Source organism: Cetobacterium sp. ZOR0034, from assembly GCF_000799075.1.
Classification (GTDB): domain Bacteria; phylum Fusobacteriota; class Fusobacteriia; order Fusobacteriales; family Fusobacteriaceae; genus Cetobacterium_A.
Window position 1 is genome coordinate 51428 of record NZ_JTLI01000014.1, and the last position, 15739, is coordinate 67166.

Here is a 15739-nt window from a genome sequence, read left to right on the forward strand (position 1 = left end):
GTTTTTTATTTTTGTAAAATATAGTATAATATATTAAAATTCTACTGCATGTGAGGGATAAATATGAAAATTGGTAAACTTACTATTTCAGATTTAAATGATTTAATTTTTAAAAATATAAAAAATAGTAACGAAAGAATTCTTTCTGCTGGTGAAGTTGGAAGTGACTGTGCAGCTATTGAAGTTGGAGATGAAGTTGTTTATCTATCTACAGACCCTATAACTGGAACTAGTACTGGACTTGGAAAACTTGCAATCAACATCAACTGTAACGATATTGCTACAGAGGGAGTTTCTCCAACTGGTATAATGCTTACTATCTTAGCTCCTCCACACACTCAAAAAGAAGAGATTGCTTTGATTATGAAAGAAGCCCAAGAGGAAGCTGACAAACTTGGAGTTTCTATAATCGGAGGACACACAGAGATAACAGCAGCAGTCAACAAAACGATCATATCTGCTACATCTATTGGAATAGGAAAAAAATCTGACTTTAAAAAAAGAGAAACTATTGTCGCTGGAGATAGGTTAATCATAACTAAAGGAGTTGGAATTGAGGGAACTGGCATTATTGCTTTTGAAAAAGAGCTGGAACTTTTAGATGTTTTTCCAAAAGAAACTATCCAATTTGCAAAAAATCTTTTAGATTTAACTAGTGTTGTTAAAGATGGAGTTGTGGCTAATAAGTTTTCAAAAGGTATGCATGATGTAACAGAAGGTGGGCTTTTAGGTGCTCTTTGGGAATCTAGTTGCTTCTATAATTTAGGTTTGGAGATTTCATATGATAAAATATTTATTCATCAATGCACAAAAGAGATTTGTAAATACTTTAAAATAGATCCTCTAAAGCTTATTTCAAGTGGAACTATGCTTATGGTTGTCAGCGAAGAAAATTCAGAGTTACTAATTAATGAATTGAAAAAAAATGGTATTGAAGCTTTTGATATCGGAGTATTTACAAATTCTAATGAGAAAGTTTTAATAAAAAATGGTGAAAGAATCAAAATTTCTTCACCTGAAAGTGATGAGTTATATAAAGTTATATAGTTAGGAGAGATTATATTGAATATAAAACAAAGAGTAATTGGTTTATTAAGTGAGTTTGAAAAAGGAAAATATTCTAACATTCTTTTAAATGAATATTTTTCAAAAAATAATTTAAGTAAAGGTGAACGTGGATTTATCACCGAAGTTTTTTACGGTGTTATTAGAAACGACATCTATTTAAACTATCAATTAGAAAAAAGAACTAAAGCAGTTAAAAAAAATTGGATTAAAAATCTTTTAAAAATCTCTATTTATCAAGCTACTTTTATGGAAAGTGACGATAAAGGAGTAGCTTGGGAAGCAACTGAATTAACTAAAAAGAAATTTGGAGTTCCTGTTAGTAAATTTGTTAATGGAGTTATTAGAAGTTATTTAAGAGAAAAAGATGAAGAGATTCAAAAGCTTAAAGAAGAGGATAAATTAGATCTTTTATACTCTTATCCAAAATGGTTCTATGACAAAATCAAAAAAGAGTACAAAGAAAATACAGAACAAGTTCTAATTTCACTAAAAAAAGTACCTTATATGAGTATTAGAGTAAACACTTTAAAATATTCTGAAGAGGAGTTTGAAACTCTTTTGAAAACTTTAAAAATTGATATAATTAAGAAAGTGGATACTATATATTATATTGATTCAGGTATTGTTTTACATACTGATGAGTTTAAAGATGGTAAAATCATAGCTCAAGATGGTTCATCTTATCTTGCTGCTAAAATTTTAAATCCAATAGCTGGAGAAAAAGTTGTTGATACTTGTAGTGCACCTGGAAGTAAAACTGCTGTTCTTGGTGAGCTTATGAATAACACCGGAGAGATTTATGCTTTAGATATTCATCAACATAAGATAAAAATTATTGAAGAAAATCTAAAAAAATTAGGTCTTACAAATGTTAAAGCTATCAAGCTAGATGCTAGAAAACTTAAAGAGCAAGGACAAAAGTTTGATAAAATTCTTGTAGATGCTCCTTGTAGTGGATATGGAGTTTTAAGAAAGAAACCCGAAGCTCTTTACAATAAAAACATGGCTAATGTTAATGAGTTAGCTGGATTACAATATGATATTTTAGAATCTGCTGCAACTACATTAAAAGTTGGTGGAGATTTAGTTTACAGTACTTGCACTATATTCTCAGAAGAAAATAGTGATAATGTTGAAAAGTTTTTAAATAACCACAAAAACTTCTCAGTTCAAAAATTTGAGATGCCTGAAAATGTAAATGGGCACTTTGATAAAATCGGTGGATTTTTAATTGATTATACAGAAGAAATTTTAGATAATTTCTATATTATTAAGCTAAGAAAGGATTTTGAATAATGTTAGATGAATTAAAAGAAGCTAACGGCTATGTTGTTAGTAAAATAGAGGAAACAGACTCTTTAATTTTAGAGATGGAGGCTTTTGCTTTAGAGCACAACGTGCCTATCGTTACAAAGGAAGTTGCTAAGTATCTAGATTTTTTAGTTTCTAGTCACAATTTTAAAAATATACTTGAGATTGGAACTGCAATTGGATACTCTGGAACTATAATGGGAAGAGTTGCTAAAAAAAATGGTGGTAAATTGACTACTATTGAAATTGATGAAGTAAGATACAATCAAGCTTTAGAAAATTTCAAAAAAGGAGACCTTTTAGATTCTGTTAATCTTATTTTAGGAGACGGAACTGAAGAGGTTAAAAAATTAAATGAAAAATTTGACTTTATCTTTATTGATGCTTCAAAAGGTCACTATATGGAATTTTTCAACGATTCATTTGAAAGACTTACTGAAAATGGTATGATTTTTATTGATAACATCATGTTCAGAGGATATCTGTATAAAGAGTATCCAAAAAGATTTAAAACTATAGTTAGAAGACTTGATGAGTTTATAACTTATCTTTCTCAAAATCATGATTTCGTTCTTCTTCCATTTGGAGATGGAATTGGTCTTGTAAAAAAATAAATAACTATTTTAATAATAGAAAAAGTAGGATTTACATCCTACTTTTTTTATACCTATCTTTATATCTCTCTAAATACTTGTACTCTCCATTTAATATCCAGTTACAAGTTAAAGCTATTATAACTCCAACTATTGTTGTTAAAATTCTTTTTCCAGCCCAAAAGTAAGGATCACGCCCCTCCATATTTGTTGCTATTCCTAAGAAAACAATACAAGCTATTGTATTAGACGATGGTTTCTTTAATACATAAGTACATCCAAATATAATTATAACCATCGAAAGAGCCATAATAATGCTTCCTTTAAAATCACTTGCTTCTGTAGTTATAAAATAGATGGCTAATAGTCCCATTAGCCCTCCAAATATTGTTCCAATTACTCTTTCTATACCTACTTTTACAGAATCTTTAACAGTTCCTTGCAAGCAAGATACTGCTGCTATAGCAGCATAAAATGGATTTGCATTCAATAAAACTTTTAGTAAAAAAACACACCAGAAAACTGAAACAGATATTCTCAAACTCTTATTTAAGGTTTCATCGTATTCTTTTCCCATGTCTACTTCCCTCTATGTGTATAATGAGGTAATAACATCGGTGATGCCTTAGCCTCTTCTAAATTTTCAGATTTCAACATCTCATGGTATGAATTTACATGACTTAATGTTAAGTCTTTTAATTCTATACTCTTAGAAACTTCTCCTGCAGATGCTCCAGCTCTTCTTCCAAATACGATTATATCTAAAAGTGAGTTACCCATAAGTCTATTTCTACCGTGAATTCCTCCTGCTGCTTCTCCCGCTACATAAAGATTTTCAATCTCTGTTGATCCATCCTCTTTAATTAGTAACCCTCCATTTTGATAATGTAAAGTTGGATAGATTAAAATTGGTTCTTTTCTCATATCAATTCCAAACTTCTGATACATTCTCATCATTGCAGGAACTCTTTTCTCTATAGTTCCAGGCCCATTTAAAATCTCTATCAGTGGAGTATCTAACCAAACACCTTTCACTCCATTTGGAGCTTCTATTCCTTTACCAACTTTGTTACACTCTCTAATGATAGCTGATGCTTCAACGTCTCTTGTTTCTAGGTGATATACAAACTGTTCTCCATCAATATTTAAAGGTGTAGCTCCTAAACTACGAACTTTCTCTGTTACTAGTGCTCCAAATATTTGTGCTGGGAATGCAACTCCTGTTGGATGATACTGAATTGTATCAGCAAATGCTAATCTAGCTCCAGCTCTATATCCTAAAACTAATCCATCAGCTGTTGCTCCATAGTGATTGGATGTTGGGAACCCTTGATAATGAAGTCTTCCTGCTCCACCTGTTGCTAATATAACCGCTTTAGCTTTTGCTACATGGTACTCTTCAGTTTCTATATTGTATAAAACTGCTCCTGCAACTTTTCCATCTGTATCTAAAATCAGTTCTACTGCTGGTGAGAATTCTAGTACTTCAATCTCTTTATTTTGAACTTCATCTCTAAGAACACGCATTATTTCAGCTCCAGAATAATCTGCTGCCGCATGCATTCTTTTTCTTGATGTTCCTCCACCATGAGTTGTAACCATAGTTCCATCAATCTCTTTATCAAACATAACTCCTAAATCATCTAACCATTTTATAGCTAAAGGAGCATCTTTTACTAAAGCTGCTGCTAACTCGGGAACATTTGAATAGTGACCTCCACCCATAACATCTAAATAGTGCTTTGCTGGTGAATCATCAGGTTTATCTGCTGCTTGAATTCCACCCTCTGCCATCATAGTATTAGCATCACCAAAACGTAATTTTGTTGTGATTATTACTTTTGCTCCAGCTTTGTGAGCTTCTAAGGCAGCAGCGGCTCCAGCTCCTCCCCCTCCTATGATTAAAACATCAGCTTCATAATCAACTTTATTTAAATCTATCTCTATATTTTCTAATCTACTTTTTCCATGAAGTAAAGCTCCTAACTCGTTAGGTACTTTCTCTCCTTTATTTTTTCCTACTTTTATTTGAACAAATCCAGATTCTATATAATCCGGATGATTCTCTCTTAAAACCTCTGTTTTCTCATCCGCTGTCATTCTTGGGTAATCCCCTTGAGCTATTCTTTCAGCACGTGTCGCTTCAACTTTTTTTATTAGCTCCCTCATCTCTGGTGTATACATAACCACTCCTCCAACTCTCTATTTTGTTATGTCTCTATTATTATATAGATCTTTTAATTCTGATATATCCTTTTTCATTAACTCTTCTAAAGCTAAATTATGCTCTCCAGCTTCAATCTCTTTCACTCTATCATTTAAGTGAGTTGTTTCAGCTGCAATATATTTACCTGTCAATCTACGAGCTAGTAGTCCTACATTATAGTGAGTTATCCCAGCTGGACATCTTGTTGCACAAATTCCACAAGATACACAGTCAAATGATGCATGAGCACACTTCTCTAACTCTCCTCTTTGAGCGTATCCAATATACTGCATTACCTCTAAGCTTTGAGAGCATCCTTTTGTACAAGAGTTACATCCTATACACTTGTATATCTCTGGATAGTATTTAGCTATCGAATCTGCTGTTGCATCTAACTCATTTATATCATAACTTCCCTTATCCCCTGGGAAAAATGGAATCTGAGTTAAGTACATATCGTCTTCAACCTTACTTTGGCAAGCTAAAACAACTTTCATCTCTTTGTTTCCCTTTACTCTATAAACAGTTGCACACGCTCCACAGAATCCTGATCTACATCCACACCCTCTTTTAAGTTGATATCCAGCATACTCCATAGATTCCATTATTGTTAATGTATTAGGAACAGAGTATCTCTTACCTAATATATATATATCTACCATTTTTTTATCTGTCACTTTTTTATTCCTCCTAGCAAAGTATTAATATTCATCTGGAAGTTCTGTTATCTCATCACATCTGAATACAGGTCCATCTTTACAAACATATTTGTCTCCGATATTACAACGACCACATTTTCCAAAACCACACTTCATTTTTAACTCTAAAGTTGTATAAACCTGCTCTTTTTTAAAACCAATCTCTTCCAACCCTTGAAGAACATATTTAATCATAATTGGTGGCCCACAAACTAAAGCAACTTTGTTTGTATCAAACCCTAATTCTTTTATATAACTAGGTACAAACCCAACATGACCATTCCAGTTTTCAGCTTCTCTATCTACTGTCAAATGTACATCTGTATCTTTTGAATTAGGCCAAACTCCAAATATATCTTTTGGATGAACTAAATCTTCTGGAGTTCTTGCTCCGTAAACTATATCAACTTTTCCAAACTCATCTCTTTTATCCATAACATAGTTTATAACCGATCTTAAAGGAGCTAATCCGATTCCTCCACCAATAAATAAAAGGTCCTTTCCTTTTAAAAGTTCTACTGGGAAGTTATTTCCATAAGGTCCTCTTATTCCTATTTCATCTCCAGCTTCTAGTGTATGTAAGTAGTCTGTTACTACTCCACATTTTTTTATACTGCACTCTATATATCCCTCTTCCGTTGGTGATGAAGTTATTGAAAATATAGCTTCTCCCAATGGAGGAACAGATATCATAGCACATTGTCCTGGCATAAATTCAAATGGTGCTTTACCATCCTTTGATACTATTCTAAATGTTGTTACATCTGGAGTATCTCTTCTTACAAACTCTAACTTTGCTAACTGTGGAACCAAAGGATCCTTCTCATGACATGTACAAGCCATTATTTATTCACCACCAATTTTTTTATTACTTTTACTATATCTAAATGCACAGGACATTTCTCTATACATCTTCCACATCCAACACATGAGTATACGCCATCATGATTAGCTGGATAATAAACTAACTTATGCATAAATCTTTGTCTTACTCTTTGCATCTGAGTTGTTCTAGGATTTCCATGAGCCATCAGTGTAAAATCTGAATACATACACGAATCCCAACATCTAAATCTCTCTCCACCATTATTTCCAGCATAATCTTTTACATCATAACAGTGACAAGTTGGACAAACATAAGTACAAGACCCACAAGCTAAACATCTTCTTGCTAAATCTTTCCAAACTTTTTCATTTTCAAATACCTCTTTTAAATCTCCAATTTTATCAATTTCTAAATTATTTAAGGTATTTTCTGCAGACATTTTTGTAATTCTCTCTTTTGCTTCATTATATAAAATTTCATCTTCTGATTTTACATCTTCTAAAATATCTTTAAGTAACTCAGTTAATCTCTTACCATTTTCACTAACTTCATTCCAATAATAGAAATCCCCACAATCAACTAGGGCCACATCTGTAGATTTTAAAACTCCTGCTGGCTCTACTCCAAAAACTTCGCAAAAACAACTACTTTCGATGTTGTTACAAGCTAAAGATATAACAATACCTCTATCTCTATGAGCCTTATAATAAGTATCTACTGGTTCTCTTAAAAATATATTATCTAAAATTTCTAATGATTTTATATCACAAGGTCTTGCTCCAAAAATTACATATCTATCCTCTGATACACTTTCAACACTGAATTTTATCTTTTTATTCTCTGTTTTAAATTTTAAATAAGTTTCACTTTGAGGAAATACAAAGTTTTTTAAAGGAACTGCTGTTTTTAAAGTTTTTAAATCTACCTCTCCATCTTCATGAAAATTTTTAAACTTTAAAGTTCCTTTATCCATTTTAGGAAGGAATAGATTATACTCTTCATCTATTTTTTTCCAAAGATTATCTAAATTATTTTTAAATAATTTTTTCATTACTTCCCTCCTTTTTTATCTGAAAAACTATCTTTATCCTCTATATCAAAGTTTGAAAGACTATCCTCTTCAGCTCCATAAAGCTCCTCTAAATCTTTTATAATCTTTCTATTTATTTTTCCTAAAGGAATTCCTACAGGACAAATTCTTTCACACTCTCCACAATCCGAGCAACGCCCAGCTACGTGATAAGCTCTTATAATCTGATAAAATCCTGTTTCACTTTCATTGTTTGCTTTTCCTAAAACATCCTCATCTTTATTTTCAAAAACACAAGTTTCACAGTTACAAGCAGGACAGATATTTCTACAAGCGTTACATCTAATACACTTTGATAACTCTCCCATCCAGTACTCATATCTTTCATCATAACTCATATTTTCAATCTCTTTTACTTCAGCATACTTATCTAAATTTTCATTTAAACAAGTTTCACACTTTTTAAATCCCTCTCCTGTAACAAAATCTTTCATTCCATCGCAGGCAACTTCATAAACTACAACGTTTTCTTTTGATAATCTATTATCCATTATAATTTGATCAAAACCTTTTCTATCACATTTTTTTAAGAAAACTCCTACTTTTTTTCCGTTATGAGTCTCTTCTATTAAATATTTTGCTAAATTATTTACACAATATTCATCAAAAATCAGTGTATCTAGTTCTGACTCTTCATCTATAAATGCCGGTATTGACTCTATTGAATCATCCTCTTTTTTCCATCCAATTATCATATCAATTTTTTTTGATATAAAATCCTCTTTTGCTTTTAATATCATCTCTATCTTTCCCATCTCGTATCCCTCAACTTTCTATTAGGTCCTAGTGTATGAACTTTTTCTAAAATATCATTCATAACTGTAGAAAACTTATTTGCTTCAGCTGCTGATATCCAATCAACTTTAAAACGTTCTTTCTCTATTCCCATAAATTGTAAAAGATTTGTAAATACTGAGAAACGTCTTCTTGTATAATAGTTTCCTGTAGAGTAGTGACAATCTCCTGGATGACATCCTGCCATTACAACTCCATCAGCTCCTTTTTGGAATGCACGAAGTACAAAGTTAGGATTAACTCTACATGAGCAAGGAACACGAATTATCTTTACATTTGCTGGGTAATTTAATCTACTTGTTCCCGCTAAGTCCGCTCCTGCATAACTACACCAGTTACAACAAAATGCAACGATTAGTGGTTTGAACTCTTCGTTCTTATTTATTTCTAAAGACATATTGCGTCTACCTCCGCCATTATCTGTTTATTCGTAAATCCTTTTAAATCTATAGCTCCCGGACGGCAAGAAACAGTACATCCTCCACATCCTTGACAAAGTGCCTCATTTACTTCAGCAACCTCTTTTCTGATAACTTTTCCATGATCATACACATCTACCATTTTTATTTTTATAGCATCATATGGACACATCTTAGAACAAGCTTTACACCCACTACACATATTTTTATTTACACTTGAAACACAAGCGTTGTTAGTTAACTCTTTCTTACTTAGAAGAATTATCGTTTTTGCTGCTGCTGCACTCGCTTGAGCTACTGTTTCAGGAATATCTTTTGGACCTTGGCAAGCTCCTGCTAAATATATTCCTGCTGAAGCAGTTTCAACTGGTTTTAATTTTGGATGAGCTTCTGTAAAGAAGTTATTTAAATCACTACTGATATTTAGTTTTCTTTTCAATGCTACTGCATCTGGTTTAGCTACTGTTGCCGATGATAAAACTACCATATCCGCATCTATCTCTAATGGAACACCTGCAAGAGAATCAACAGCTTGAACCATAAGTTTTTCTCCTTCTGGAATAACCTTTCCAACCATTCCTTTTATGTAGTGAACCCCGTATTCTTCTACTGCTCTTCTATGGAACTCATCAAAGTTTTTTCCAGGTGTACGAACATCTATATAGAATACATAAACTTCTGTGTCAGGATATTTATCTTTTATCAGCATTGCATGTTTTGCTGTATACATACAACAAATTTTTGAACAGTAAGATTTTCCTCTCTCACTTGTATCTCTTGATCCAACACATTGTACAAAAACAACTTTCTTAGGTCTTTCTCCATTTGATGGTTTTACAAACTTTCCTTTTGTTGGTCCTGCTGCATTCGTCAATCTTTCAAACTCTAACCCTGTTATTACATCTGGATGCTCATATGCATACTCTCCAAAGTTATCTAGTTTTATAAGATCAAATCCTGTTGCTAAAACTATAGCTCCATACTTTTGATTTACAATCTCTTCCTCTTGATCAAACTTCACAGCTTTTGTTCCACATACAATTGAACAAACTCCACACTTTCCTGTTTTGAACTTTAAGCATTGCTCTTTATCTATAACCGGAACCTTTGGAACTGATTGAGCAAAGGGAGTATATATTGCTGTTCTTGTTGCTAATCCCTCTTCAAATTCACTTCTTCCTTTTTTCGACGGACATTTTTCTATACAAACTCCACATCCTGTACACTTATCCATATCTACATATCTTGGTTTCTTTTTAATTGCAACATTAAAGTTTCCAACAAACCCATTTACACTTTCTATCTCACTATAAGTATACAAAGTTATATTTGGATGAGCTGCTGCATCAACCATTTTAGGTGTTAATATACAAGCTGAACAATCTAATGTTGGGAATGTTTTATCTATTTGAGCCATTTTTCCACCAATACTTGGTGTTTGTTCAACAATATCAACTAAATATCCTGCATCAGCTATATCTAAAGCTGCTTGAATACCTGCAATTCCACCTCCAACAACCAAAGCTCTTTTTTCAACTGCAGTTGTTCCAGCTACTAACTCTTCATTTAATGTCGCTTTAGCTATCGCTGCTTTTGTTAAAGATATCGCTTTTTCTGTTCCAACCTCTTTATCTTTATGAACCCAAGAACAATGTTCTCTTATATTTGCTATTTCAACTAAATACGGATTTAATCCCGCTGTTTCAGCTGCTTTTCTAAATGTTGCCTCATGCATTCTAGGTGAGCATGACGCTACAACAATTCTATCTAAATTTTTCTCTTTTATTGCATCTTTTAAATAGTTTTGCCCTACCTCTGAGCACATATATTGGTAGTCTACTGAATGTACAACTCCTGGCATATCTTTTACTGCATCTCTTACTTTTTCTACATCTACAGTACCAGCAATGTTACTTCCGCACCAACAAACAAACACCCCTATTCTACGCACTGATTTTCCTCCCTTAATTAAAAAAATTACTTAGTATATTTACGGAATCCACTTACTACTGCTTGTTGTGGCATTTTTCTATCTTGCATTATTTTTGCTACAAACTCAGGAGTTAATCTATCCTCTCCTTGCTTTCTAACAACTGTTTGTCTAACTGCTTCCATTAACTTTGAAACACTGACATTTCTAGGACATCTCGATTCACAAGTAAAACAAGCTGCACAGTTCCAAATAGATTTAGATTCCCTTAACTTTTCTACATCTCCAATTTGTAAAAATCTTATAACTTGGTGAGGTAAAACGTCCATTCCTGCATTTGCTGGACATCCTGCAGAACATTTTCCACACTGCATGCAGTCATCTATTTTTTCTTTGCTTAACTCAAGTACTTTTTCTACTTCTGAGTTTCTTTTAGGATTTATTTTCCCTTTAAACATTACTCCTCCTCTGCTTTAATCTCTAAAGCTTCTGCTAATAACTCAGTAAAATATGTAACTTTTATCTTAGAATTTTTCTCCTCTAAGTTATATTTACAAAGAGGGCAAGCTGTTATAATTTCCTCTATTCCATTTAACTCTGCTGATTTTAGAATTTTTTCACTCATATTTTCAGCTAGCTCTTTATTATTTACAGATAAATATCCACCACAGCACTCTGTTCTATAAGGATATTTTATCGCCTTTGCACCTAAAGCTTCTATAAAATCTTCCATTATTTTGGGATTTTCAGGATTATCAAAAGTCATCTCTTTTTGTGGTCTCAACAATAGACAACCATAATAAGCTCCGATTTTTCTTTCTTTTAAAGGATTAGTAACCTTTGCCTTTAATTTCTCAAAAGTAACATCATTCTTTAACATCTCTAAATAATGCACAACCTCTGTTTCACCAACATACTCATTCTCAACCTCTAAGTATAAGTTCGCTTTTTTTCTAACATTTGGTTTTGTTCTCATATCGTTATTAACTCTTTTTATAACATTGTGACAAGCTGAACAAAGAGTCAAAAGTTTTTCTCCTTTATCTCTTGCTGAAATTAAGCTTCTAACTGATGAAAGTTTATGCGCTACCTCTCCGTCACTCTGAGGATATACCCCACCACAGCATTGCCAATTTTCAATCTCTTCCATTGATATTCCTAGCTTTTTAGCTGCATCTAAAGCATAATTCTCTAAATCTTTTGCTTTAGTTTTTAAGGTACAACCTGGATAGTAACTATACTTCATTCCATTCCTCCATTTTAAAAGTATTTTTTCAAAAATTACTGTTCTGAAAACAAATGAATTACTTCATTAAAAGAACACTTTTTACTTAAATTATAGTATTACACTAGTATTCACGTCAACTATTTTTTTTTATTTTTTCATTTTTTATGAAAACTTAACCAAAACTCGCTTAATAAACGGTTAATCGTTACCATTAATAAAATATATTTTTCATTTGTTGACAGTTGTGTACAAACTATGTATAATTAGTGAAAAATGTTCTTAAATAAATTTATCAACACTATTTTTATACAGTTTTATTTTTGAATGTTAATTAAATTTTAAGGAGGAAACTACTCAATGATTTTTTTCATCACACTTTTAATCATCTTTTTTGTGGGATATTTTATAGTTAAAAAATATTATCCTCAAGGGGTCCTATTTGTAGGAGGATTTCTTTTACTTTGTACCGCAATTTTATTTAACGACACACCCATGTTAAGTGAAAAGGCTTCTCTAGGATCTAATTTTTTAGACATATTCCAATATCTAAAAGATACTTTCTCTAAAACAACAGCCGGTTTAGGATTAACTATTATGGTTGTTGGTGGATTTGCTAAATATATGGATCATATCGGGGCTAGTAAGGCTCTTGTTAAAATTACAACAAAACCTATGAAGAAACTTAACTCTCCATATCTTGTTTTAGCTTTAACTTATATTCTTGGACAGATATTAAATATATTTATTCCTAGTGCATCAGGTCTTGGAGTTTTACTTATGGTAACTGTTTATCCTATACTAGTTTCTCTTGGTGCTAGTCCACTTTCAGCTACAGCCGTTATAGGAACAACTGCCTGCCTTGATTTAGGACCTGCATCTGGAAACTCAGTTCTTGCTGCTAAAACAGCAAATATAGACGCAGCTCTTTATTTTGTTAAATATCAACTTCCTGTCTCTGTTTTTGTTATCACTGCTATCGCTTTAACGCATTATTTTGTTCAAAAAATCGGAGATAAGAATCTTTCATATGATGAAAGTGAAATCAAAAAAGAAGCAACTCAAGCTGATAATTCGGAAGAGGCTCCTGGATTCTATGCATTATTCCCGATTATTCCTTTGGTTATAATATTAGGATTTAGTTCACTTTTCAAAAGTAGTATCAAAATGAATGTTGAAGTTGCAATGCTTTTAAGTATCACTGTTAGTATGGTTGTTGAAGGAGTAAGAAGACGTACTTTCAAAAATACAATCACTGATTTAAAAATAGTTTTTAATTCTATGGGTTCTCAATTTGCGGCTGTTATAACACTTATTGTTGCGGGTCAGTTCTTTGCTTACGGACTTACTAAAGTTGGAGTTATCGATAGTATTATCGAATGGACAAAACATGCAGGTCTTGGTGTTCAACCTATGATTCTTGTTATGACTGGTGTTATCTCTGCATCATCTGTTATTATGGGATCTGGAAATGCTCCATTCTTCGCTTTTGCTGCCCTTGCTCCTACTGTTGCAGCTTCTGTCAATATAGATCCTGTTGTTATTGCTATGCCTATGCAACTTGCATCTGGAATTGCTAGAAGTGTTTCTCCTATAACTGCTGTTATTGTTGCTGTTTGCGGTATCTCTGGTGTTTCACCTTTCTTAGTTGTAAGAAGAACTTTCTTACCTATGCTTGTTGGTTTAATTGTTTTATTAGTTTCAAATATGATTTTATTTGGATAATTTATATTAAATGGGGGATTTTATGGATTTAAATAAATATTTAAAAAATTTAGAAACTTTAGTTAATGTAGATTGTGGAAGTAACACTCCTGATGGTCTTAAAATTGTAACGAAGTTTTTTGAAGAGCTTTATTGCGATTGGATTGTTGAATATCATGAATTAAATAAAAATAATCCTGTTCTTGTTATAAAAAATAGAGATGTCGAAAATTTTGATTTTCTTTTTATTGGACATAACGATACTGTTTTTCCTGAGGGAACTGTAGCTAAAAGACCATTTAAAATAGATGGAGATATCGCTACCGGACCTGGTGTTTACGATATGAAATCAGGATTACTTTCTATGTATGAAGTTGCGAAGGAGTTTAAAGATTCAAAGTTAAATATCTGTATTATTATAAATACAGATGAAGAGATTAGCTCTTTAATCTCTAGAGATTTAATTACTGAAATGGGGAAAAAAACAAAATATGCTTTAGTTTTTGAACCTGCTAGAAAAAATGGAAATATGGTTTCAGAAAGAAAAGGTTTAGTTAAATATGAGATTACTTTCAAGGGAAAAGCGGCTCATGCAGGAATCGCACCACAAAATGGAATCAATGCTATCATAGAAGCCTCAAGATGGGTTTTAGAAATTTCAAAACTTCAAAATTTAGAGATTGGAAACTCTATAAATGTTGGAGTTATAAATGGTGGCTTTGGTGTAAATACCGTTCCTGATAAAGCTGTTATAAAATTTGAAGGTCGTTCTCATGATATAAAACATTTTGAAAATATTATCAAAACTTTAGATACTTTAAAGTCAACTCCTTATGTAAATGGAATTGAAATAGAAGTAAAAGAGATTGGATATAGACCTCCTCTTGTTTTAAATAATCTTTCAAAAGTTCTTTTAGAGAAATTTGATGTTGCAAAAGCTGAATTGGGAATTAAAGCTGAATGGGAAAAAACTGGTGGTGGCTCTGATGCTAACTTCTTAGGAATACTTGGAGTTGGAGTCTTAGATGGGATTGGCCCTATTGGAGGAAATTCTCATGAGGAAACTGAGTATCTTGTTATCTCGTCAATTGAAGATCGTATCGAAATGATAAAAAAAGTATTAAGAACATTTTTATAAACTTAGAGAGGATTTTCCTCTCTTTTTTATTAAAAAAGATTTTCATAGAAAAAAATACTAAAATAATGTATAATTAGGAAAAAGAATATATTTGGAGGTAATTTTAATGAAAATTAAAGCCTTTCCTTTAGGAAGCTATATGACAAACTGTTATTTAGTTTGGAATGATAAAAATGAGGCTTCTCTTTTTGATTGTAGCGATACAAGATTAGCAGGGATTGTTTCTTTTATAAAAGAGCATAATTTAACTTTAAAAAATGTTATTTTAACTCATGGTCACGGAGACCATATCGGTGGAATAAATGAAATTAAAAATATTTTTCCTGAGGTACAACTTTTCATAGGAAAAGAGGAAGAAAAGTTCCTAACAGACGCTTCTTTAAATCTATCTTACGCTATACAAGGATTTGACTTTGTATATACAGGTGATTTTACTCCTTTAAAAGAGGGAGATTCTATTTTTGGATTTGAAGTTATTGATACTCCTGGTCATACAATTGGTTCGAAATGTTTTTATAACAAAGAAGCTAATTTTATGATCTCTGGCGACACACTATTTAGAAGAAGCTACGGTAGATATGATCTACCAACTGGAAATTTATCACAATTACAAAGAAGTTTAAAAAAGATTTGTGAGAACTATCCAGAAGATACTATAGTGTATAGTGCCCACACTGAACCTACACTTTTAGGGGAGGAGAGAAGAGTATTAAAATCCCAAGGAATGTTTTAGGAG

At 32.1% G+C, this 15739-nt stretch carries 16 protein-coding genes; 6 read left to right on the forward strand and 10 right to left on the reverse strand.

Annotated features, from left to right (window positions below; genetic code table 11):
* Positions 1-63 precede the first annotated feature (63 nt).
* The 3 genes from L992_RS04195 to L992_RS04205 are packed head-to-tail and all read left to right on the forward strand — an operon-like array spanning position 64 to position 2993.
* Complete coding sequence (locus L992_RS04195; protein WP_047384151.1) at positions 64-1047, forward strand: AIR synthase family protein; 984 nt, start codon at positions 64-66, stop codon at positions 1045-1047.
* Positions 1048-1062: 15 nt separating this feature from the next.
* Positions 1063-2364, forward strand: a complete 1302-nt coding sequence (rsmB, locus tag L992_RS04200) for a 16S rRNA (cytosine(967)-C(5))-methyltransferase RsmB (protein WP_047384149.1) — start codon at positions 1063-1065, stop codon at positions 2362-2364.
* On the forward strand, positions 2364-2993 hold the full coding sequence (locus L992_RS04205; RefSeq protein WP_047384147.1) for an O-methyltransferase: 630 nt from the start codon (positions 2364-2366) through the stop codon (positions 2991-2993). The genes rsmB and L992_RS04205 overlap by 1 nt, the downstream gene beginning before the upstream one ends.
* A gap of 31 nt (positions 2994-3024) precedes the next feature.
* Here the strand turns inward: L992_RS04205 and L992_RS04210 are convergent, their stop codons facing one another.
* The 10 genes from L992_RS04210 to L992_RS04255 are packed head-to-tail and all read right to left on the reverse strand — an operon-like array spanning position 3025 to position 12182.
* The gene (locus L992_RS04210; RefSeq protein WP_047394596.1) at positions 3025-3549 is read right to left on the reverse strand and encodes an aromatic acid exporter family protein; all 525 of its coding nucleotides are present in this window, start codon (positions 3547-3549) and stop codon (positions 3025-3027) included.
* Positions 3550-3551: 2 nt separating this feature from the next.
* Positions 3552-5156 (reverse strand): FAD-dependent oxidoreductase, encoded by a 1605-nt coding sequence (locus L992_RS04215; protein WP_047394598.1) that lies wholly within the window; start codon positions 5154-5156, stop codon positions 3552-3554.
* Positions 5157-5174: 18 nt separating this feature from the next.
* A complete protein-coding gene (locus tag L992_RS04220; RefSeq protein ID WP_047381517.1) occupies positions 5175-5855 on the reverse strand; it encodes a 4Fe-4S dicluster domain-containing protein in 681 nt (226 codons plus the stop codon).
* Positions 5856-5879: 24 nt separating this feature from the next.
* Complete coding sequence (locus tag L992_RS04225) at positions 5880-6719, reverse strand: FAD/NAD(P)-binding protein (RefSeq protein ID WP_047394601.1); 840 nt, start codon at positions 6717-6719, stop codon at positions 5880-5882.
* The gene (locus tag L992_RS04230; protein WP_047381521.1) at positions 6719-7753 is read right to left on the reverse strand and encodes a 4Fe-4S dicluster domain-containing protein; all 1035 of its coding nucleotides are present in this window, start codon (positions 7751-7753) and stop codon (positions 6719-6721) included. Before L992_RS04230 ends, L992_RS04225 begins: the two co-directional genes overlap by 1 nt.
* Complete coding sequence (locus L992_RS04235; RefSeq protein ID WP_156110640.1) at positions 7753-8547, reverse strand: 4Fe-4S dicluster domain-containing protein; 795 nt, start codon at positions 8545-8547, stop codon at positions 7753-7755. The genes L992_RS04230 and L992_RS04235 overlap by 1 nt, the downstream gene beginning before the upstream one ends.
* On the reverse strand, positions 8535-8984 hold the full coding sequence (locus tag L992_RS04240; RefSeq protein WP_047381523.1) for a hydrogenase iron-sulfur subunit: 450 nt from the start codon (positions 8982-8984) through the stop codon (positions 8535-8537). Before L992_RS04240 ends, L992_RS04235 begins: the two co-directional genes overlap by 13 nt.
* Positions 8975-10957, reverse strand: coding sequence for a CoB--CoM heterodisulfide reductase iron-sulfur subunit A family protein (locus L992_RS04245; protein ID WP_047381525.1), 1983 nt, complete (start codon positions 10955-10957; stop codon positions 8975-8977). The genes L992_RS04240 and L992_RS04245 overlap by 10 nt, the downstream gene beginning before the upstream one ends.
* Before the next feature lie 26 nt (positions 10958-10983).
* Positions 10984-11394, reverse strand: coding sequence for a 4Fe-4S dicluster domain-containing protein (locus L992_RS04250; RefSeq protein ID WP_052193900.1), 411 nt, complete (start codon positions 11392-11394; stop codon positions 10984-10986).
* Entirely contained in the window at positions 11394-12182 is a 789-nt protein-coding gene (locus tag L992_RS04255; RefSeq protein ID WP_047381527.1) for a CoB--CoM heterodisulfide reductase iron-sulfur subunit B family protein, read from the reverse strand. Before L992_RS04255 ends, L992_RS04250 begins: the two co-directional genes overlap by 1 nt.
* Positions 12183-12521: 339 nt before the next feature.
* Between L992_RS04255 and dcuC the strand changes: the two genes are divergently transcribed.
* The 3 genes from dcuC to L992_RS04270 all read left to right on the forward strand — a co-directional run bounded on the left by dcuC (position 12522) and on the right by L992_RS04270 (position 15736).
* Positions 12522-13886 (forward strand): C4-dicarboxylate transporter DcuC, encoded by a 1365-nt coding sequence (dcuC, locus tag L992_RS04260; protein ID WP_047381529.1) that lies wholly within the window; start codon positions 12522-12524, stop codon positions 13884-13886.
* 22 nt (positions 13887-13908) lie between these two features.
* Positions 13909-15003, forward strand: coding sequence for a M20 family metallopeptidase (locus L992_RS04265; RefSeq protein WP_047394604.1), 1095 nt, complete (start codon positions 13909-13911; stop codon positions 15001-15003).
* 106 nt (positions 15004-15109) lie between these two features.
* Positions 15110-15736 carry an MBL fold metallo-hydrolase gene (locus L992_RS04270; protein WP_047381533.1) on the forward strand — a complete coding sequence of 209 codons (627 nt, stop codon included), beginning with the start codon at positions 15110-15112 and terminating at the stop codon, positions 15734-15736.
* The last annotated feature ends 3 nt before the right edge of the window (positions 15737-15739 follow it).